Source organism: Aeromonas sp. FDAARGOS 1409 (assembly GCF_019048705.1).
GTDB lineage: Bacteria > Pseudomonadota > Gammaproteobacteria > Enterobacterales > Aeromonadaceae > Aeromonas > Aeromonas sanarellii.
This window is the reverse complement of the sequence record NZ_CP077395.1, coordinates 3,497,386-3,518,853: the sequence shown is the minus strand read 5'-3', so window position 1 is coordinate 3,518,853 and position 21,468 is coordinate 3,497,386. Positions and strand designations below refer to the sequence as shown.

At 62.7% G+C, this 21,468-nt stretch carries 16 protein-coding genes; 5 read left to right on the top strand and 11 right to left on the bottom strand.

Going from position 1 to position 21,468, the window contains the following annotated elements:
• The first annotated feature begins 12 nt into the window (after positions 1–12).
• From selD to I6L39_RS16450, 3 genes are read left to right on the top strand one after another with little or no spacing between them, the layout of a single operon-like run.
• Complete coding sequence (selD, locus tag I6L39_RS16460; protein WP_209792293.1) at positions 13–1,050, top strand: selenide, water dikinase SelD; 1,038 nt, start codon at positions 13–15, stop codon at positions 1,048–1,050.
• Complete coding sequence (mnmH, locus tag I6L39_RS16455; protein ID WP_216990260.1) at positions 1,047–2,177, top strand: tRNA 2-selenouridine(34) synthase MnmH; 1,131 nt, start codon at positions 1,047–1,049, stop codon at positions 2,175–2,177. Before selD ends, mnmH begins: the two co-directional genes overlap by 4 nt.
• A complete protein-coding gene (locus I6L39_RS16450) occupies positions 2,171–2,815 on the top strand; it encodes an MBL fold metallo-hydrolase (protein ID WP_216990259.1) in 645 nt (214 codons plus the stop codon). Before mnmH ends, I6L39_RS16450 begins: the two co-directional genes overlap by 7 nt.
• Here I6L39_RS16450 and I6L39_RS16445 read toward each other — a convergent pair.
• The 8 genes from I6L39_RS16445 to I6L39_RS16410 form a co-directional block, all read right to left on the bottom strand.
• Complete coding sequence (locus I6L39_RS16445; protein ID WP_042075996.1) at positions 2,791–3,807, bottom strand: HD domain-containing phosphohydrolase; 1,017 nt, start codon at positions 3,805–3,807, stop codon at positions 2,791–2,793. The genes I6L39_RS16450 and I6L39_RS16445 overlap by 25 nt on opposite strands.
• Positions 3,804–6,974 (bottom strand): hybrid sensor histidine kinase/response regulator, encoded by a 3,171-nt coding sequence (locus I6L39_RS16440; RefSeq protein ID WP_216990258.1) that lies wholly within the window; start codon positions 6,972–6,974, stop codon positions 3,804–3,806. Before I6L39_RS16440 ends, I6L39_RS16445 begins: the two co-directional genes overlap by 4 nt.
• Positions 6,975–7,178: 204 nt before the next feature.
• A complete protein-coding gene (rplY, locus tag I6L39_RS16435; RefSeq protein ID WP_041205748.1) occupies positions 7,179–7,466 on the bottom strand; it encodes a 50S ribosomal protein L25 in 288 nt (95 codons plus the stop codon).
• 163 nt (positions 7,467–7,629) lie between these two features.
• Positions 7,630–8,451, bottom strand: a complete 822-nt coding sequence (locus I6L39_RS16430) for a hypothetical protein (protein ID WP_216990257.1) — start codon at positions 8,449–8,451, stop codon at positions 7,630–7,632.
• 69 nt (positions 8,452–8,520) lie between these two features.
• On the bottom strand, positions 8,521–12,420 hold the full coding sequence (hrpA, locus tag I6L39_RS16425; protein WP_216990256.1) for an ATP-dependent RNA helicase HrpA: 3,900 nt from the start codon (positions 12,418–12,420) through the stop codon (positions 8,521–8,523).
• A 190-nt stretch (positions 12,421–12,610) separates the two neighbouring features.
• Positions 12,611–13,036 (bottom strand): CBS domain-containing protein, encoded by a 426-nt coding sequence (locus I6L39_RS16420; protein WP_216990255.1) that lies wholly within the window; start codon positions 13,034–13,036, stop codon positions 12,611–12,613.
• 83 nt (positions 13,037–13,119) lie between these two features.
• Positions 13,120–14,190, bottom strand: coding sequence for a helix-turn-helix transcriptional regulator (locus I6L39_RS16415; protein WP_042077776.1), 1,071 nt, complete (start codon positions 14,188–14,190; stop codon positions 13,120–13,122).
• A gap of 397 nt (positions 14,191–14,587) precedes the next feature.
• Positions 14,588–15,478: a LysR family transcriptional regulator gene (locus tag I6L39_RS16410; RefSeq protein ID WP_209793122.1), complete on the bottom strand. Its 891-nt coding sequence runs from the start codon at positions 15,476–15,478 to the stop codon at positions 14,588–14,590.
• A 96-nt stretch (positions 15,479–15,574) separates the two neighbouring features.
• Here I6L39_RS16410 and I6L39_RS16405 point away from each other — a divergent pair, with 96 nt between their 5' ends.
• Together I6L39_RS16405 and ycaC are read left to right on the top strand one after the other, a co-directional pair.
• A complete protein-coding gene (locus I6L39_RS16405) occupies positions 15,575–16,441 on the top strand; it encodes a pirin family protein (RefSeq protein WP_216990254.1) in 867 nt (288 codons plus the stop codon).
• A 211-nt stretch (positions 16,442–16,652) separates the two neighbouring features.
• Complete coding sequence (gene ycaC, locus I6L39_RS16400; protein ID WP_042077773.1) at positions 16,653–17,279, top strand: isochorismate family cysteine hydrolase YcaC; 627 nt, start codon at positions 16,653–16,655, stop codon at positions 17,277–17,279.
• A gap of 450 nt (positions 17,280–17,729) precedes the next feature.
• On the opposite strand, the gene I6L39_RS16395 is transcribed toward ycaC, so the two are convergent.
• The 3 genes from I6L39_RS16395 to apt all read right to left on the bottom strand — a co-directional run bounded on the left by I6L39_RS16395 (position 17,730) and on the right by apt (position 21,419).
• Positions 17,730–18,059, bottom strand: coding sequence for a YbaB/EbfC family nucleoid-associated protein (locus I6L39_RS16395; protein WP_042077772.1), 330 nt, complete (start codon positions 18,057–18,059; stop codon positions 17,730–17,732).
• Between the two features lie 125 nt (positions 18,060–18,184).
• Positions 18,185–20,692 (bottom strand): DNA polymerase III subunit gamma/tau, encoded by a 2,508-nt coding sequence (gene dnaX / locus I6L39_RS16390; RefSeq protein WP_216990253.1) that lies wholly within the window; start codon positions 20,690–20,692, stop codon positions 18,185–18,187.
• 181 nt (positions 20,693–20,873) lie between these two features.
• Positions 20,874–21,419, bottom strand: coding sequence for an adenine phosphoribosyltransferase (gene apt / locus I6L39_RS16385; protein ID WP_216990252.1), 546 nt, complete (start codon positions 21,417–21,419; stop codon positions 20,874–20,876).
• Between the last annotated feature and the right edge of the window lie 49 nt (positions 21,420–21,468).

The window sequence follows — 21,468 nt, the reverse complement described above, 5'->3', positions numbered from 1 at the left end:
AGAGGGGTATGTATGCCTGCCATTCGTCTCACCCAGTACAGCCACGGCGCCGGCTGTGGTTGCAAAATCTCCCCCAGGGTGCTCGACACCATCTTGAAGAGCCAGATCCCGGGCTTTGACGATCCCACCCTGATCGTCGGCAACAGCAGCAAGGATGACGCCGCCGTGGTGGACATCGGCAACGGCCAGGGCATCGTCTCCACCACCGACTTCTTCATGCCCATCGTCGATGATCCTTTTACCTTCGGCCGCATCGCCGCCACCAACGCCATCAGCGACATCTATGCCATGGGCGGCAAACCCATCGTCGCCATCGCCATCCTCGGCTGGCCCATCAACACGCTGGCGCCCGAGATTGCCCAGCAGGTGATCGACGGTGGCCGCCAGGTGTGCCACGAGGCGGGCATTTCGCTCGCCGGCGGCCACAGCATCGACGCCCCCGAGCCCATCTTCGGTCTGGCGGTGACCGGCATAGTGCCGCTCGATGCCATCAAGCAGAACGACACCGCCCGGGTGGGCGACACCCTCTATCTGACCAAGCCCCTTGGCATCGGCATCCTCACCACGGCCCAGAAGAAGGGCAAGCTCAAACCCGAGCACGAGCAGCTGGCCCCAGAGGCCATGTGCACCCTCAACAAGATTGGCCAGCGCTTCGCGGCCCTGCCCGGGGTCCACGCCATGACGGACGTGACCGGTTTTGGCCTGGCGGGCCACCTGCTGGAGATGTGCGAAGGCTCAGGGGTTTGCGCCCGCCTGGACTTCAAGGCGCTGCCGCTGCTGCCCGAGGTGGATCACTACCTGAGTGAAGGCTGCGTGCCGGGCGGCACCCTGCGCAACCACGACTCCTACGGCCACAAGCTGGACACCATGGATGAGCGCACCCGCAACATACTGTGTGATCCCCAGACCAGCGGCGGCCTGCTGGTGGCGGTGGGCTCCCAGAGCGAGACCGAGCTGCTGGCCATCGCGCGGGAGGAAGGGCTCTCCCTCACCCCTGTCGGGGCAATGAAGCCGCTGGAAGGCACGCGCTTTATCGAGGTTGTCCAATGAGTGCACTGCCGCTCGAAACGAACCTGGCGCGCATCTTCCTCGAGGATGTGCCGCTCATCGATCTGCGCGCTCCCGTCGAGTTCAATGAGGGGGCCTTCCCCAATGCCGTCAGCCTGCCGCTGATGACGGACGAGGAGCGTGCCCGGGTCGGTACCTGCTACAAGCAGCAAGGTCAGGCCGCCGCCATCGCGCTGGGTCACCGGCTGGTGGGGGGCGAGGTGCGCGCCGCGCGCATCGAGGGGTGGCTGGCCCAGCTGCGCCAGCAGCCAGATGCCCTGCTCTATTGCTTCCGTGGCGGCCTGCGCTCCCAGACGGTGCAGCAGTGGCTGGCCGAGGCCGGCGTCACCCGTCCCCGGGTGGATGGCGGCTACAAGGAGCTGCGTCGCTTCCTCATCGACACCCAGGCGAGCGCCTCGACCGAGTGCCGCTGGACGGTACTGACCGGCATGACCGGCTCCGGCAAGACCCACATGCTTGGCCACATTGCCCAGGCGGTGGATCTGGAGGGGCACGCCCATCACAGGGGCTCCTCCTTTGGCCAGCTGCCGGGGGGGCAGCCCAGCAACATCAACTTCGAGAACCGGATCGCCATCGAACTGCTCAAGCGCCGCCACCGGGGGGAGACGCATTTCGTGGTGGAGGACGAGAGCCGCCTCATCGGTCGCTGCGCCCTGCCGCTGAACCTCTATGAGGCCATGTGCCGGGCGCCCCTGGTGGTGGTGGAGGTGTCACAAGATGAACGCGCCGAGCAGATCCGCATCGATTATGTGCAGGATCTCTGGCAGCGCTACCTGGCAATGTATGGCCAGGAGGCGGGCTGGCCGCTCTTTGCCGGCTACCTCACCGACGCCATGGCCCGGCTCAAGCGCCGGCTCGGGGACAAGGACCACCGCGAGCTGGATGGCTTGTTGCAGGCCGCCCTCACCGAGCAGGCCGAAAGCGGGGAGACCACACTGCACCTCGCCTGGATCCGCCTTCTGCTGACCCGCTACTATGACCCCATGTACCGCTATCAGCTGGACAACAAGCGCGAGCGGATCCGGTTTCGCGGCGACAAAGAGGCCTGCCTCGCCTTCTTCGCCGAGCAGCACGCCCTTCAGACCCATCAGGAGAGTCCCACATGTTGAAGTTCGAGGTGATCCCCGTCACCCAGTTCGCCCAGAATTGTTCCCTCATCTGGTGTGACGAGACCCGCCAGGCGGCGCTGATCGATCCCGGTGGCGAGGCGGACAAGCTGCTGGCCGCCATCGCCAGGCACGAGCTGCGGCTGGTGAAGATCATCCTGACCCATGGCCACCTGGATCACGTGGGGGCCGCCGCCGAACTGCGCACTCGCACCGGCGTCAGCATTGTCGGCCCCCACCGGGAAGATGCCTTCTGGCTCGACATCCTGCCCCAGCAGAGCCAGATGTTCGGCTTTGCCCATACCCCGGCCTTCACCCCGGATGGCTGGCTCGCCCAGGGGGACAAGGTTCAGCTTGGAAATTGCGAGCTGGAGGTCTATTTCTGCCCGGGCCACACCCCGGGTCATGTCGTGCTGCTCAGCCAGGCCGAGCGCCTGGCCTGGGTGGGGGACGTGCTCTTTGCCGGCAGCATAGGCCGTACCGACTTCCCGCGTGGAGATCACGCCATCCTGCTCAAGTCGATCACCGAGACCCTGCTGCCGCTCGGGGATGACATCGTCTTCATCCCAGGCCATGGTCCCAGCTCCACCTTCGGTCGCGAGAAGGCCAGCAATCCCTATCTGACAGCGCCCATCTGGTAATCCCCCCGCGCCTCGCGGGCATCCCATTGGGCCTTGAGGCGCAAGATCTCCGGCATGATCTCGAGAAAGCGGGCGAGCAGCCGGGGATCGAAGTGCTGGCCGGCCCCATCACGCATGGTCGCCAGCACTCTGTCCAGAGGCCAGGGCTCCTTGTAGGGGCGGCGCACGCTCAGGGCGTCAAACACATCGGCAATGGCCACGATCCGCGACGCCTCGGGGATCCCCTCGCCGGTCTCGCCGGCGGGATAACCCGAGCCGTCCCATTTCTCGTGGTGATGCAGGGCAATCTCCGCCGCCATGCGAAAGATGGGGGCATCGGATCGCCTGAGGATCTCGTAACCGATGCGCGGGTGACTGCGCATGATGACCCACTCCTCCTCGGTGAGGGGACCGGGCTTCTTGAGGATGTGATCGGGGATACCAATCTTGCCCATGTCGTGCATGGGGGCCGCCAGCTCCAGCAACTCCGACTGCTCCGGACTCCAGCCCGCAGCATCGGCCAAGGCCCGGGCGTAAGCGGCCATGCGCCAGATATGCACGCCGGTGTCGGTGTCGTTGTAGTGACCCGCCTCGCTCAGCATGACGATGGCGGTGCGATAGCTGCACTCGAGCTGATCGAGGCGCACCAGGGAGAGGTGATTGCGCACCCGGGCACGCACCGTGCTCGGGCAGACCGGCTTGTAGATGTAATCCACCCCGCCCGCCTCAAACCCCTGGCTCTCGCTGTCTGCGTTGTCGCTCGCGGTGATAAAGAGTACCGGGATCCCGGCGTGGGCCGGATCGGCCTTGAGCCGGCGGCACACCTCGTAGCCATCCATGTCGGGCATGCGCACATCAAGCAGGATCAGGGCCGGCTCGTGGCGCCCCACGGCGGCCAGCCCCTCCTCTCCTCCCTTGGCAAAGAAGAGGTTGTACTCCTCCTTGAGGATTTGCCGCAGCAGCCCAAGGTTGCTCGGCTCGTCGTCGATGATCAGCACTCGCGGTCGATTCATGGCGCAGGTTCCTCCCGATCCTCCAGATAATCCTCCAGCTTGCGGGTGGCGAACGGGATATCGAACAGCTCCAGGGCCGCACTTATCTCGCTCACCAGCTCGCAAGGCAGGTAACTCCTGGCCTGACTCAGCGCCGGCTCAATCAGCTCCAGATCCTCGCTCACCAGGGCCTGATGCAGGGCGTGCAGGCAGACCTCCCGCGCTTCCCCCTGGGCCAGCGGGGAGCTGACAGCGCCCGGCTCGCGCCCGGCATAGGTATCGATGGCGTGTTGTGCCTGCTCCAGCGCCTCGAGGAAGGGGGCGATGAGCTGACTGGTGTCGCCCCCCTGCTCGATGGCCTCGTTCAGCTCGGCGCTGATGCGCGCCACATCCGTGAGCGACAGACTGCCCGCCACCCCCTTAATCTTGTGCGTCAGGCTTGCGGCCGCATCGGTCTCGTGCTGGGCGATGTAGTCCGGCAACACGGTGCCGACCGTCATGTAGTCATCGCGGAAACGGCGCAGGTACTTGAGATAGACCGAGGCTTCACCCCAGTTGCGAAGTCCGGTATCGATATCGATGCCGGCCACCGGCTCCTGGGCCCGTGGCTCATCGCTCACGGTGAGCGGCAGGACGCAGTCCGGCAGATAGCGCAGCAAGGTCGCGATGAGCTGCTCCACATCGAGCGGCTTGGCGATGAAGTCGTTCATGCCAGAGGCCAGCGCCGCTTCGCGCTGATCCTTGAATACCCCGGCGGTGAGTGCCAGCACGGGAGTCTCCCCGCGTCCCGGCAGTTGGCGCAGGCGACGGGTCGCCTCGTAGCCATCCATCACCGGCATCTGCACATCCATGAGCACCAGATCGATGCGCCGCGCCGGATCGGCGAGACAAGCCAGGGCCCGCTCCCCGTCGATGGCGGTGATCACCTCGGCCCCCTCCCGTTGCAGCAAGCGGGTCGCCACCTCCAGGTTGATGTCGCTGTCATCGACCAGCAGGACATGCACGCCCGGCAGGCGCAGACGGCGCTGGCCACTCTCAAGCGGCTCCACGTGCTCGCGCTTCTCGTGGATGAGGCGTGCCACCGCGTTGTAAAGACTGGAGCCGGTCACCGGTTTGTGCAGCACCAGATCCACTTGCTCCGAGCCGGGGCAGTGCATCAGCTCATCCTGGGAGTAGGCGGTCGCCATGATGATGATGGGTGAACGCTCCTGCTGCTCGAAGGCGCGGCGAATGGCCAGACAGGTCTCGAGTCCGTCCATGCCCGGCATGATCCAGTCGAGCAGGATCACATCGAAACGCTCCCCCTGGCGCAGCAGATGGTGCAGCGCCTGCTCACCGGACTCCACCACCCGTGACTGCCAACCGAGGGAACCCACCGTCATCGACAGGGCGTCACGGGTCACCTGATTGTCGTCGGCGATGAGCAGCGAGATGTGCTGCAGACGCTCGTTCAGGGCCTCGGGCCGCTCCACCTGCTCCAGCCGGACGCGGAACCAGAACTCGCTCCCCTTGCCCAGTTCGCTGGTGACGCCGATATCCCCCCCCATCAGGTTCACCAAGCGGCGACTGATGGTCAGACCGAGCCCGGTCCCTCCGAAACGGCGGCTGGTGGAGGAGTCTGCCTGGGAGAACGCATTGAAAATATTGGCCTGCTGCTCGGGGGGAATGCCGATCCCGGTGTCGCGCACCCGAAACAGCAAGGTGGCCATGCCGTCTTGCTCTGCTTCCAGCTCGACCTTGACCTCCACCTCCCCGCGCTCGGTAAATTTGATGGCATTGCCGGTCAGGTTGAGCAGCACCTGCTCGAGGCGCAGGGCGTCCCCGATCAGATGGGAGACCTGCTCGGGAGCGCTGCTCACCACCAGTTCCAGGTGCTTCTGGCCAACGCAGGTGGACATGATGGCCGCCACGTGATCGAGCACCTCTTCAAGACTGAATGGCACCCGCTCAAGCTCGAGCCGGCCCGACTCAATCTTGGAAAAATCGAGAATGTCGTTGATGATCCCGAGCAGCGCCTGCCCGGCCTGGTGGATTTTGCGCACCAGGACATGCTGGCCATCGTCGAGCCCTCCCTGCTCGAGCAGGTAAGTCAGCCCCATGATGGCGTTCATGGGGGTGCGGATCTCGTGGCTCATGTTGGCGATGAAATCCCCTTTGACCTGTGCCAGCCTGGCCGCCTCCTGCTGGGCCAGTTGTTCTCTGTGCCTGCTGCGAACCAATGCGGCTACCCCGGCACCAAACAACAGCAGCAGCATCGCGCAAGTGGCCGAGATGATCCCCCAGATGTGAGTGCGAATGGCCAGCAGCTCGCTGCGCGGCACCAGGGAAGCGGCTTTCCAGATCAGCTGATCATGATTCTGTGCCGGGTACAGAGTGGTCCAGCTCCACAGTCCGTCGGCAGACTCCATCTGGCCGTTTGATGCGCCCCAGAACGCCTGCCAGGCCTGGGGAGACGTGTGCTTCAGGGTGAGATCCGGACGTTCGAGCATGAAGCCCCATTCCTGGGATGGGTCCGGGCTGTGCAGCCAATATCCGTCCTGGTTGAACAGCATGGTGTGATCGGCCGCCTTGCCGCTGCTGTCGGCAAACTCCTTGAGCATACGGGCGGCCTGCACGTTGATAAGCAGCAGACCAAGATCTCGTCCCCCAAGGCGCATACGCTTGGCAATGCGGATCATGGGGTTGAAGGGACGTTCGATCACTCCGTGTTCAACGTTGAGATCGAGCGGCGAGACGTAGACCCGCTCCCAGGGCAGCGCCATGGCGTCGCGAAAATAGTAACGTTCCCCCTTGTTCTGCAACTGGTCGTCCGTCACACGCCACACACGCTGTCCCTGACGATCGATGCGCACCAACTCCATGCCATCCGGGGCAAGCCAACGCACCTGGGCATAGTCGGGATTACGGTTCATCAGGATGGTGAACTGGACGGCCAAGGTGTCACGGTCATTGCGACCCGCCGCCTCGAGCAGAATGGGCTCTTCCGACATGCTGCGCACATGACGCAGCGGCACCGCCAGCTCGCCGTCAAGGCGGCCGCTGGCAAGCGCCAGGAAGGTGTTCTCATCGCTGCGAACGCGGTAGAGCTCGCGCTCGATCAGTGCATTGCCCAGCAGATAGCCCCCCGCCAGGACCAACAGCAGAATAGGTGAAAACAGCAGGAAATATGTCCGTACGATTCCCTTCATAACGGTCAACATCACCCCGAAAAATGGATTTGTTCGAGCACCTTGTGGACATCAGAGCATCACAACACGTGACCTGCTGTCAATCATGCCTACAAGTAAAGACCAATAGTGCTGTTTGAGTATTTTATTTTCCCGGCAAAAATGCTGTAAAAACAAAGAGGCCACCCGATTGGGTGGCCTCTTCACAGGAACATTCGTTGTCGATTAGACGCGAACGAAGTCCAAGTGAACCAGCTTGTAGCGAACCGGGTGACGCTGGATAGCCTTCACGTTCACTTTCACTTCTTCGCCGTTGATGACCAGGGTCAGCTCGGAGGAGTAGAACTCCGGCTTCTCTTGGGCCAGGATCAGCTTCTTGTGGTCCAGGGTAACGGACACGGCTTCTTTGCCTGCACCGTAAACGATGGCAGGAACTTGGTCAGCATGACGCAGGCGGCGGCTCGCACCTTTCCCCAGGTCAGAACGGACTTCAGCTTGGAATACGAAAGACATAGTAAGTATCTCTTTTAGATGAATGTATGGTGTTGACTGCGACCGGTCAGCACCTCGCAAAACGAGCGCGAATACTAGCACGGGCCCGGGGTGGATACAAGGGACGAACCGCTTGCCATCGCACTGGCAGATGCCGAGGCTCTCCCCTGCCCCGACGCGCCCCTCAGCGCCCCTGCTCCAGGCGGGCAAACTGCTGCTGGCGCTGGGCCGGGCTCAGGGCCTCAAACTGCGCCAGGGTCTCCGCTTTCGGGCAGTAGAGTCGCTGGCCGGTCTGCACCCGGATCCCCTTGCCCATGGCGGGACGGTTCTCCGCCACCAGCGCCAGCAGATAGCTGTAGGTGTCGGATCCGCTACCCGCCTGCGCCTGCAACTGGCTCGCGATACGCCAGAGTGTCTCCCCCACCGCCACCTGATGACAGACCCGCCCATCCCCCCCTGCCGCCGTGGCGGAGAGGGTCAGGATGGCGCCCTCTGGCAACGGGCTGGCTGCGGCAAGCTGCACGCCCGCCCCGGACAGTGACGGCACCGCCAGCCTGGCCAGCAAGGGCTCCCCCTGCGCCATCCGGCCTCTGCCCGTCATGGCACCAGGCAAGGAGAACTCGGCAATAAAGGCACTGGCCCCCGGCGCCTCGAAGGAGGGTTGATACAGTGCGGCCGCAGTCGGTTGCGATTGATGGGGGGCCATGCCATAGGCCATCTCGTCGATGCGCTTGAGCCTGGCCAGGTAGGCCTTGGAGAGCTGGGCCTCCCCCTCGAACAGATCGAAGGGGGGCACCAGACGGGCGGGAAAGAGGATCTGCCAGCGGCCGTTCTTCTTTTTCTGCTCCAGCGGCGGGAACTGATTGCCCCGCCAGGCGGCGAAGATGGGCGGCACGGCGCGGTGCACCGGATAGAACTCCGGGTTGAGCTGCACCCAGGTTTGCTCCGCAATGGGCTGGTAACCGCTGATGTTGACCAGCGCCACCCCCAACCAGATCCCCAGCATATGATGGCCTCCCTTCCCTTCAAGCCTTCTCTGTTCTCATTCTATCCAATAAAACAGATAGATAGCAGCTTAGCACTGGGCGATGGCGCTCTGCACCCGTTTATCCGAGATGGGGTACGGCGTCCCCAGCTGCTGGGCGAAGAAGGAGACTCTCAGCTCCTCTATCATCCAGCGGATATTGGCCACCTCGGGTGGCATCGGCTGGGATTTGGGGATCTTGGCCAGCAGCGCCTTGTACTCCGACTCCACGCTCTGCACCTTGAGCATGTAGACCCGATCCCGGTTGGGATCGATGGCGAGCTTCTCCAGACGCCGCTCGATGGCCCTCAGGTAGCGCAGCAGGTCAGGCAGCCGCTGCCAGCCGGTCTCGGTGACGAAGCCTTTGTGGATGAGCTTGTCCAGCTGCAGCTGGATGTCCGACATGGCAAAGGCGGTATCGAGCTGCATCTTGCCCTTGAGCCGTTTCTTGATCTCATGGGAGAGGGTCAGCACGGCTTCCACCTGCTTGGCCACCTCCACCACGGCGTCGTTGAGCTCGGCGCGGACATACTCCTTGAGCGCCTCGAAACCGGCCTCGTCCCAGGCCATGCCGCCGTGCTGCTCGATGAGCTTGTCGCAGCCGCAGGCGATGCAGTCGTCAATCAACTCGGCCACCTTGCCAAAGGGGTTGAAATAGAGGCCCAGCTTGGCCTTGTTGGGCAACTTCTCCTGCAGGTATTTGATGGGGGATGGTACGTTGAGCAGCACCAACCGGCGCTGACCAGCCCACATCAGCTGCTGCTGCACCACCGGGCTCTCCACCAGCTGGATGGCGACCGAATCCTTCTGATCCACCAGGGCCGGATAGGCTTTCACCTCAAACCCGCCCCGCTTCTGGCTGTACTCCTGGGGCAACTCGCCAAAGCTCCAGAGGGTGAGGCCGGACTGCTCGATGTCATCGTCCGCCACTTGTGACAGGGTCTCCTGCACCTTGCCGCGCAGCGACTCTTTCAATGCCTCCAGATCTTTGCCTTCCGCCACCTTCTTGTGTTTGTCGTCCACCACCCGGAAGGTGAGTTTCAGGTGATCGGGCACCGCAGACCAGTCCCAGGATTCACGGGGCACGGTCACGCCGGTCATGCGGCGCAGCTGGCGCTCCATCTCGTCCAGCAGCGGCCCCTGCTCAGGGTTGATGCTGGCAAGCAGCGCATCGGCGTAGTTGGGCGCCGGCACAAAGTTCTTGCGCATCGGTTTTGGCATCGACTTGATGAGGGCCACCAACAGCTCGTGACGAAGCCCCGGGATCAGCCACTCGAACCCCTTCACTTCCACCTGGTTCAGGAGCGGCAGCGGAATATGCAGGGTCACGCCATCCGCCGCCTCCCCCGGCTCGAACTGGTAGGTCAACTTGAGCTTGAGACGCCCCTGCTGCCAGAAGTTGGGGTAGTCGAGATCGCTGATGTGGGCCGCGTCCCCCTTCATCAACATCTCTTTCTCGAAGTTGAGCAGCTCGGGATCCTGCTTTTGCGCCTCCTTCCACCACTTGTCGAAGTGACGGGCGGAGATGACCTCCTCCGGCAGGCGGGCATCGTAGAAGCGGAACAAGTCCTCGTCATCCACCAGAATGTCGCGCCGGCGCGACTTGTGCTCCAGCGCCTCCACCTCGGCCAGGAGCTTGCGGTTGCCTTCGAAGAAGCGGTGGCGGGTCTCGAAATCCCCCTCCACCAAGGCGCGGCGGATAAAGAGCTCACGACACAGGGCCGGATCGATACGGCTGAAGTTGATGGTGCGCTCGGCAACCAGGGTCAGGCCATAGAGGGTCACCTTCTCCTTGGCCATCACGGCGCCATTTTTCTTCGACCAGTGAGGGTCGCTGTGGTGCAGCTTGATGAGGTGACCTGCCAACGGCTCCACCCACTCGGGTTCAATCTTGGCGTTGATGCGGGCGTAGAGGCGCGAGGTCTCCACCAACTCGGCGGCCATCACCCACTTGGGCGGCTTTTTGAACAGACCCGAGGCCGGGAACAGGTGGAAACGACCGTTGCGGGCCCCGAGGAATTCGGGCTTTTCCAGATCCTTGTTGCCGATGTGGCTCAAGAGGCCGGTCAGCAGCGCGCAGTGCACCGTCTTGAAATCCGCCGGTTCATGGTTGGCTTTAAAACCAAGTTCTTTCACCGTCTGACGCAGCTGGAAGTGAATGTCCTGCCACTCGCGCACCCGCAGGTAGGAGAGAAACTCCTTCTGGCACATGCGGCGGAACGGGTTGCTGCCAAGGGCATCCTGCTGCTCTTTCAGGTAGTTCCACAGATTGACGAAGGCGAGGAAGTCGGAATCCTTGTCTTCAAAGCGTCTGTGCTGTTCGTCGGCGGCCTGCTTCTTCTCCATGGGCCGCTCGCGGGGATCCTGAATACTGAGAGCAGAGGTGATCACCATCACCTCGCTCAGGCAACCGGTCTGCGCTGCGCTGATCACCATCTTCGCCAGACGCGGATCAAGGGGGATGCGCGATAACTGGCGACCAGTCTCGGTCAGCTGAAGTTTAGCTTCGTGATCGCCGGTGGCAGGCAGCTCGCGTACCGCCTCCAGCTCTTTGAGCAGGGTCAGGCCGTCCTTGATATGGCGCGACTCGGGTGGCTCGACGAAGGGGAACGCCTCCATGTTGCCAAGGCCGAGCGCCAGCATCTGCAGGATGACGGAGGCCAGGTTGGTGCGCAGGATCTCGGGATCGGTGAAGGCCGGGCGGCCGTTGAAATCCTCCTCCGAGTAGAGACGGATGCAGATCCCGTCCGCCACCCGGCCGCAGCGACCTTTACGCTGGTTGGCGCTGGCTTGGGAGACCGGCTCGATGGGCAGGCGCTGCACCTTGGTACGCCAGGAGTAGCGGCTGATGCGGGCGGTGCCCGGATCGATCACGTAGCGAATGCCCGGTACCGTCAGCGAGGTCTCCGCCACGTTGGTGGCGAGCACGATGCGCCGCCCGGCGTGGGGCTGGAACACCTTGTTCTGCTCGGCGTTGGAGAGGCGGGCATAGAGCGGCAGCACCTCGGTGTCGCGCAGGTTGAGCTTGCGCAGGGCGTCGGCGGTGTCGCGGATCTCCCGCTCGCCGTTCATGAAGACAAGGATGTCTCCTAAACCTTCTCTAGCCAGCTCTTCCACCGCATCGAAGATCCCCTGCAGCTCGTCGCGCTCCTCCAGCCCCTCACTTTTATCGCTGGTGAGCGGGCGGTAACGCACCTCCACCGGGTAGGTGCGACCGGAGACCTCGATCACCGGCGCCTTGTTGAAGTGGCGGGAGAAACGCTGTGGGTCTATGGTGGCCGAGGTGATGATCACCTTGAGATCCGGGCGCTTGGGCAGCAGTTGTTTCAAGTAGCCCAGGATGAAGTCGATGTTGAGGCTGCGCTCGTGGGCCTCGTCGATGATGATGGTGTCGTACTGGGTCAGCATCCGGTCGTTCTGGATCTCCGCCAGCAGGATACCGTCGGTCATCAGCTTGATGTGGGTCTGCTCGCTCACCTGATCGGTAAAGCGCACCTTGTAGCCCACGTAATGTCCGAGCTCAGACTCCATCTCCTCGGCGATGCGGGCCGCCACGGTGCGGGCCGCGAGGCGGCGCGGCTGGGTGTGGCCGATAAAGCCCTTGACCCCGCGCCCGAGCGCCAGGCAGATCTTGGGGATCTGGGTGGTTTTGCCCGAGCCGGTTTCCCCGGCGATGATCACCACCTGATGGTCCTGAATGGCCTTGGCGATCTCCGCCTGCTTCTGGCTCACCGGCAGGTTGTCCGGATAGGTGACCCTGGGGACGCCCGCCAGACGGGACTGATAGCGCGCCTGGGCGGCATCCAGCTCGGCGGCTATGGTCTCAAGCACCTGGCCTTGCTTGGCTTCCGGCAACTTCTTGACGCCGTGCAGACGGCTGGAGAGACGGCGGGCGTCGAGGTTCATGCAGGCAGAGAGACGGCGGCGCAGCGCCTCGATAGAGAGAGACAAGGTACGAATTCCTTAAAAGAGTGCCCGGCAAGGGGGCCATATCGACAAGCTGGGAGCGATCCTAAAGAGCGAGGCCGGAGGGTGCAAGCCTTAAAGCGGCGCACCAGGGCATGAACCGGAGCCCTCATGACAACCACGGATGAAAAGAGCAGGCCGGGGCCTGCTCATGAATGCCGTGACACAGGGAGCGTCAGACTCTGGCCTGGTGGTGCACGAAGCAGGTGCCGAGCTGGGCATGGATGGCCTGCATCACGTTGTGGCGATTGATCACCCCGAGCAGGCGCCCCTCCTCCACCACCGGATAGATCTTGGGTTTCTGCCCCATCATCATCTCGGCCAGATCCAGAATGCTGGTGTCGGGGCCCACCGCCAGCACCTCCTTGCGCATCACATCCTTGACCTGGGCCACCTGTTCACAGTGGTAGGCCTCTTTGAGCATGACGGCGATGCAATCCTGCTCGGATACCCAACCAATCAGATGCCCCCGGCTGTCCACCACGGGGCCGCCCAGCTGATGGCTGTTGAGAAATTTCTCCACCGCCGCCTGCACCATCATCTCCGCGCTGAAGGTGATGGGCTTGGTCTGCATGTATTCCTTTGCCTTGAGTGATTCCATGACGTTTTCCCCCAACAGGCCTCCCGAGGGGAGGCAAGAGCCGGGCACTATGTCCGGCTCACTCCAAGCATAGCGCGCACGGATCAGGAGATGGATTGCAGCAACAGCAGCAGCTCGTTCTGGCTGTGGCAGTCGGTCTTCTTGAAGACGCCCTTGAGGGTGGAACGCACGGTTTCCACCTTGACCCCGCGCAGTTCGGCGATGTCGTTGCTGCTGTACCCCTTGCTCATCAGCACCAGCAGCTCCTTCTCGCCGATGGTGAGCGGATAGAGGCTGGCCAAGGCTTCGATGTCCGGGTTGAAGGAGTGCTCGGGGTCGCGCAGCACCACCTCCACATAACGCTCGAAACGGCTGAGGCCGCTCATCAGGGTGCACTGGATCAGCAGCGGCCTGAGGTTGGCCTGGCGGGGAATGGACATATAGGCGCTTGCCCCCGGCAGCAAATAGGCAAATCCGTTGAGGATCTCCTTGAGCTGGCGCTGCTGCTCTTTATTTTGCAAAGAGAAAATGCCATTGATGGCGCGCAGTTCCACATTTTCATCGGCAATGCGGTTGAATGCCACATTGGAATAATGGATATGTCCCTTGTCATCTATGATGGCGCTGGGCTTATTATGATTTTTTACCAGCTGCTGCAACTGGTAGTTCTGGGTTTCCAGGGCCAGCAGATTCCAATAATGGTGGCTCCACGCGGCAAGACCGGAATAGATCTCCGACAGCGACATGAGCTCCCGGCTGCTGAAGTCATCCTGGGAGGCACCGCGATAGCTGCACAGGCTGCTAAGACCCCTTCCCTTCACCCGGCAGACGCCACCGGCCGCAAACTGGGCGCCGAAGCTTGCCAGCAGACCCACCGAGCTGGAGATGGTGTTGGCGCTGACGATCCCCTGACAGCCCTTGTCCAGATAATGATTGAACCACACATCCTGGCGATGGTGCTGTACATAAAACTGTTGCTGGGCCTCGCTCAACCCGCTGGAAAAGAGCTTTATTCCGTCGCTCTTGTCATCGTCCCGCAATAAAAACAGGGACGAGCTGCAGGAGACGTCCGCGCGAAATTGGTCCACCACCAGCTTAATGTCAGAATCATTAATACCGCACTCGTATAACTGGCTGATATAGGGCGATATCCTTTCTTTCTCTAATGCCTTCACACCCGAACTCCTAATTCTTATTTTTATTGAAGTGGCATCTTACTCTGCAATGAGAAACTCGAAAAGTAGTCAAATGAATAAAGCCTTTATGACTAATTCATTAATGGTTATGTATAAAGTCAGGCCGATGAAAAGCATGAAAAAAACCAAATCCCGGCTCAGGTTTATCCGGGTTCTGGTCGCTTTTCACAATGTTTTTGATGTAGTGGTGCCCTCTTCCCTTCGGACACCCGTGGTCACCAGGAGCCGGAACCACGAGAGTGATCCGTGCAGCCCGCCCCGTCCGCCCGCATCCTGACAGCCTCTGACCCTGATGACTGTCCGGCGCGGCGGCGCGATACCGCTCATCAACACAGCGCCTGATGGCACCAGACTGATGATGGACAAGAATAACGCTTCAATCGAACCACCTTCGCAGGGCCAGCGTGGCGAGATCGACAAAGGCACGCAATCCGGGGGACATGAAGCGCTGCCTTGGGTAGACGATATGGATGGGGTCGACCTTCCCATGCCATTGAGGGAGGACAGCCACCAGTCTCCCCTCGTCGCAGGCCTGGCGACACAGGTAGGACGGCAAGAGTGCCACCCCCTCAGCGGCCAGGACCATGGTCATGATCAAGCCGACATCGTTGATCAGCGTCTGCCGTGACAAAGAGACGGTCAGGCTGTTGGCGGCCTCGTCCTGGAGGTCCCAGGCCTCTTTGCCCAGTGGGGTGAACTGCAGGCAGGCATGCTGTCGCAGCGCCTGCGGTGCATCGAGCGCCGGCGCACTGGCGAGGTAATCCGGGCTCGCAAACAGTGCCCAGCGCGCAACGCCCACCTGCCTGGCGATCAGCGTCGAGTCCTTGAGTGGGCCGGTACGGATGGCGACATCGACGCCTTCTGCGACCAGATCCACGTAGCGGTTCATCAACACCAGTTCCACATCGACCTTTGGCCACTGGCTGCGCATCTGCCCCAGGAGCGACGACAGTATCTGGTCGCCGATATCAACGGGCGCCGTGATCCGCAGCAACCCGCAGGGCTCCTCCCGCGACTCGGTCACGGCGGCCTCGGCATCGAACACATGCGCCAGCCCGGTCGAGGCGTGCTCGAAATAGATCTGTCCGGCCTCGGTCAGATGCAGGCGACGGGTCGTCCGCTGCAAGAGCGTGACGCCCAGTCGCTTCTCCAGCATGGCCACCCGATGGCTGACCGTTGAGGTCGGCAACCCCAGCAGACGGGCAGCGGCACTGAAACTGCCGGCTTGCACGACCTTGACGAATACAACGACCTGATTGAAGTCCATCATCCAACTCAATAGAAAGTGTTTTCTGATTTAACCACCTAGTTGGACAGATGACCACTTCCTACACTGTTTCCATCGCTTCATGGAGACACCGAGATGAAAGAACTGGCATTTATCAAGCGCAGCAACGGACGACACTGGGTGGGTGACGGCTTCCCCGTCAGGAGCATCTTCTCCTACAACGACATCGCCGAGGAGATGTCCCCCTTCCTGCTGATGGACTACGCGGGCCCGGCCACTTTCCCGGCCACATCCCATCGGCTCGGGGTCGGCCAGCATCCTCATCGCGGGTTCGAAACGGTGACCATCGTCTATGAAGGCGGCGTCTCGCACAGAGACTCCTCGGGGGGCGGCGGCACCATAGGACCGGGGGATGTGCAGTGGATGACGGCCGCGTCCGGCCTTATCCACGAGGAGTACCACAGCCCGGACTTTGCCAGGACAGGTGGCGCCTTCGAGATGGTGCAGCTGTGGGTGAACCTGCCCGCCCGTGACAAGATGACGGCCCCTGGCTACCAGGGCATCACCGCAGGAGAGATCCCTCGGGTGGCCTTGCCGGATGGCGCTGGCGAAGCGCGCATCATCGCCGGGCGCTTCGGCGAGACAGCTGGCACTGCCCGCACCTTTACCCCGATGAACGTCTGGGACATGCGCCTGAACGCCCACCACAGGGTCACGATCCCCTTGCCGGAAGGGCACACCACCGCCTTGTTCGTGCTCAAAGGGGCTATCCGTCTTGGCGACCGCCACCCGATCCGCACCGCCGAACTGGCAGTCATGGAGCGCCGCGGCACGGAACTGGTGATGGAGGTCGAGGAGGAGACGACGCTGCTGCTGCTCAATGGCGCCCCCCTCAATGAACCCATCGTCGGTCACGGTCCCTTCGTCATGAATACCCAGGAAGAGATCGTGCAGGCCATCAATGATTACAACAGCGGCCGTTTCGGCCAGATCGGACGCTGAACCCCGAGTCCGGCAACAGGCGCACAGTGAACAGCCAGGCGCCCATGTCGGCCACGCCGGGATGGCACAGGGCATCACACTGGCTCCCGTGCTGGCTGGCCTGCTCCCCCTGGATAAGCCAGGTGGAGCAAGGCATCAATCGTCCTGCAACAACCACGAAGTGCTGGATCCCCAGCGTGAATGTCCTGACCAACAAACCTGGAGAAAAGTCATGAACAAGCCCTACGTCAAACTCGACAAGCACAACGCTGCCGTGCTGCTGGTGGATCACCAGGCCGGCCTCTCCTCCCTGGTGCGCGACATCGAGCCGGACAAGTTTCGCAACAATGTCCTGGCGCTGGCCGCGACCGCCAAGTATTTCCAGCTGCCCACCATACTGACCACCAGTTTCGAAAACGGGCCCAACGGCCCATTGATGACGGAGCTCAAGGAGACCTTCCCGGATGCCCCTTACATTGCCCGCCCCGGGCAGATCAACGCCTGGGACAACGAGGAATTCGTCAAGGCAGTCAAGGCCACCGGCAAGAAACAGCTGATCATCGCCGGCATCGTCACCGAGGTGTGCGTGGCCTTCCCGGCCCTGTCCGCGCTCGAGGAGGGGTACGAGGTGTTTGTCATCACCGATGCCTCGGGAACGTTCAATGAGATCACCCGTCACTCGGCCTGGGATCGCATGTCATCCGCCGGGGCACAGCTGATGACCTGGTTTGGCGCCGCCTGTGAACTGCACCGCGACTGGCGCAACGATGTGGAAGGCCTGGGCACCCTGTTCGCCAACCACATCCCCGACTATCGCAATCTGATCAACAGCTACACCACCGTCCAGAGCAGCAAGTAATACACACCGGCCCCGGGAATCCGGGGCCTTTTCTTTTACTGGTGCCACATCTGGGCTATATGCCCCCTTCCTCCCGAGCATATCAATGCGTCAGGCTGCTGCTCTAGCGTATGGAATAGATCCGTCGTTCATGGTGACGTGCGCCCCATCAGATGGGTACTCGTGAGCGGGGCGGCAATATTCTCTCGATCAGGTGAGCCAGATGCGCCTCAAACCCGCAGCAAGCCTGATAATGCGGGGATGCCGGCTGGCTGCAAGGCATAGCACCAGGCCCTGCCACACGGACAGCTGCGACGCAGCGCATTCGGGAAGGGGACTTCGCCTTGCCCAGACAGGCCCGGCACAATAGTGGGCTGGGTGGAGGAAAAACAAAACGCAGCGGGGACGGGGTAACCGTATCCGCTGCGTCATCACGAGGCACAGCCTCTTGACTTAAAAGGAATCAGATCCTCAGAACGGCATCTTGAAGCCCGGGGGCAATTGCATGCCGCCGGTCAGCTCGCTCATCTTGCTCTTGTTCTGCTCTTCCACCCGGCGCACGGCGTCGTTGACGGCGGCGGCGACCAGATCTTCCAGCATCTCCTTGTCATCTTCCATCAGGCTGGGATCGATCTCGATGCGGCGCACGCTGTGGCTGCCTGCCATGGTCACCTTGACCATGCCGGCGCCGGCTTCGCCGACTACTTCCATCTGGGCCAGCTGCTCCTGCATCTTCTGCATGCGCTCTTGCATCTGCTGGGCCTGTTTCATCAGGTTACCCATTCCACCTTTACCAAACATAGATCGTCTCTCGTCTTGAAATCCGGCATCCAGCGCCGGGCTGTGGGTTCATCTGCCCTAAGTGGGGGCAGCCAAAAGGCTTTTCAACGGGGATCCAGACCCCGACGCGGTTTTTTGACCGCGCGTCAGCGACTCAGGGGCTCGATGCTCTCGGGATGGAGCACGGCGCCGAATCGTTGCTGCAAAAACTGTACGTTGGGATCGGCCGCCAGATCCCGGCTCACCTGCTCACGGACCCCGAGATAGAGACGGTGCTCAATCTCGAGCGGCGTCTCCCGCTCGGGATCTGTGCCCAGGGTCACCTCGATGCGCACCCTGCCCCCCAATGCCGGGCCTATGATCTCGGCCAGATCGGCGCGGGCCTTGTCGCTCACCAGATGACGCTGCTCTGGTTTGAGAACGAGGGAGACCAGCTCCCCCTGCTGGCTCATCACCGAGTTGATGGCGAGCTGGCGCAGCCGGCCCCCCACCCCGGTACGGGCGATCAGCTCGGCCCAGGGATCGCCGCAGTTGACCAGGAGAGAGGACGGGATCAGACGGGATACCTCCCCCGCGTCCTCCGGCTGATCGTCATTTTCCAGCGCGTCCCAATCGATGGTCTCCATCACCGGGACGGCGGGTTCCGGCCTGCTCACAGCCTCCTGAGGCACGGCCACGGGAGGCGAGAACGGCGCAGTCGACGGTGCCGTGGCCCGCCGGCTGACGTCAGCGTCCAGATCCCAGGGCGGCAGGTCCTGCTCCGGGGGAACCATGGTCACAGTGGCAGGATGAGGGACCGGTGCAGCCCGCTCCGGCAGCGGGGCGCTGGCGAACCCGTCGCTGAAGCCTTGATTCAGATACTCTTCGTAGTCACTGCCGCTCTCTTCATAGGCATCGAGGGGCGGCAGATCGTCATACCCCAGGGCGGGCGCTTGCCCCTGACTATCCGGTCGCGCCACAGGTAGTTCGGCAACCAGGGACGAGGGGACGGCGGCTTGCACACCAGGCGCAGGTTTTGCGACAGCCAGCGATTTGGGGGCCGTCCGGGCGGGCGCGGCGCCCGCGCTCTGCTCGCCGCGCAGGCGACTGCGCAGCAGATTGCGCTTGCCCAGCAGGCTCTGCATGCTGGAGGCCGCCGAAGGCGCCGCCTCGGGCTCCCGGTCTGGCGCGGGAGCGGGGCCATCATGGGAAGAATGCGACGATTCGGGCTCGCAGGCCTCCTTTGCGGCAGCCAGGTCGTCCGGTCTCGCCTCAGGCGCCATGGACTGCACCTCGTACCCCATTTGCTCTGCGGCTTGCAGCAGTTCGCTCTGCTCGGCAAAGAGGCTCGCATTGGGCTCATCGTCACCGGGTGCCGGTTCATCGGCCTGCAACTCAGGCATGGGTCCGCTCGCCGCCATGGCTGCGGGTTCGCTCGCACCGATCGCCCTGGTCCCCTGATGCGGGGCCGGCTCAGCCCCTTGAGGCTTTCCCGGCAGGGTCGATACGGCCTCCCTCCCCACCGCTGAGGGGACTTGCCCGGCCATGGCTGGCGGCAAGGCCGTCAGGTTGGCGGGGTGCATCACCTCACGGCGCGGCGAGAAGGCGAGCATCCGCAGGCAGGTCATCTCCAGCGCGGTGCGTCCATCGGGAGCCCAGGGCAGATCCTTGCGCCCCCCCAGCACGATTTGATAGCAGAGCTGCACCTCTTCCGGGCTCATGGCCCGGGCCAGTTGCAGCAGGGCATCGGCATCCGCCCCCTGCTCCTGCACGCTGGCCGGCAGCAGCTGCGCCATGGCAACCCGGTGGAGCAGGGCTTCCAGCTCGGCGTGGAGCTGGTCGAAATCCGGCCCCAGGGTGGCGATTTCGGTGATCTTGGCCATGGTGGCCGGCGCATCCTGACGCAGGATGGCCTCCAGCAACTGATGTAGATGGTGGTGATCGAGGGTCCCCAGCATGGTGAGCACGCTGTCCAGCCGCACGCTGCCGTTGCCGTGGGCCAGGGCCTGATCCGTCAGGCTCAGGGCATCGCGCATACTGCCGTCGGCCGCCTTGGCCAGGGCCAGCAGTGCCCGCGGTTCAAAGGGCTGGCCTTCCCTGTCCAGCACCCATTCGAGCTGCTTGGCGATCTGGGTCTGATCCAGGCTCTTGAGATGAAACTGCAGGCAGCGCGACAAGATGGTGATGGGCAGCTTCTGGGGATCCGTGGTGGCCAGCAGGAACTTCACATAGGGGGGCGGCTCTTCCAGGGTTTTCAGCAGCGCATTGAAACTGTGGCGCGACAGCATGTGCACTTCGTCGATGAGGTACACCTTGAAGCGGCCGCGGGCCGGGCGGTACTGGACGTTGTCCAGCAGCTCGCGGGTATCTTCCACCTTGGTGCGGGACGCCGCGTCGATCTCCAGCAGATCGACGAAGTTGCCCTGATCGATCTCGCGGCAGGTGTCGCACACGCCGCACGGGTGGCTGCTGATCCCCTGCTCGCAGTTGAGGCTCTTGGCCAGGATACGGGCGATGGTGGTCTTGCCGACCCCGCGGGTCCCGCTCAGCAGATAGGCGTGATGAAGCCGCCCCTGATCCAGGGCATTGGTCAAGGCGGTCAGCACATGCTGCTGGCCAACCACTTGTTCAAACGTATGGGGGCGCCATTTACGCGCCAGAACCTGATAGCTCATAGATCTCGATGCTGGAAAACGAGGCATTGAGGCAGGATGCTAACACAAATGGGGAGCGGGCTGTATGGCCTATCGGCCGCCTTGGGAGGGATCGCTTGATTTTCAAACCGGTGCCCATTCAGGCACCGGTTGTCGGCGGTTGGCAGGCTGACGAGGCCTGCCAGTCACGCCGCTTCGCGGCTTAGGCGCCCGCGAGTTCCACCAGAGAGACCACCTTGACGCCAGCGGCAGTCAGACGGTCCTCACCGCCGAGGGACGGCAGGGAGATGATGAAGGCCGCATCGGCCACCTCGCCGCCGGCACGGCGGATCAGCTTGACGGTGGCATCGACGGTGCCGCCGGTGGCCAGCAGATCGTCCACGACCAGCACCTTGTCACCGGGCACGATGGCATCGCTGTGCAGCTGCAGGGTATCGGTACCGTACTCGAGGGCATAGGACTCCTCGATGACGCTGCGGGGCAGCTTGCCCGGCTTGCGCACCGGCACGAACCCCAGCCCCATGGCGTAGGCGACCGGGGCGCCGAAGATGAAGCCGCGGGCCTCGGTGCCGACGATCTTGGTGATCCCTTGATCACGATAATGGTCGGCCAGCAGATCGATGGTGGCCTTGAAGGCCTCGGCGTTCTCGATCAGGCTGGTGATGTCGCGAAACAGGATGCCCGGCTTCGGATAGTCGGGGATGGTCTTGATGCTCGCTTCGATAAACTTCAGGGTATCCGGATTCATTATTTGACCGCTTATTTTTGCGCCCAGGCGTGGCGTCTCTTGCTATGCC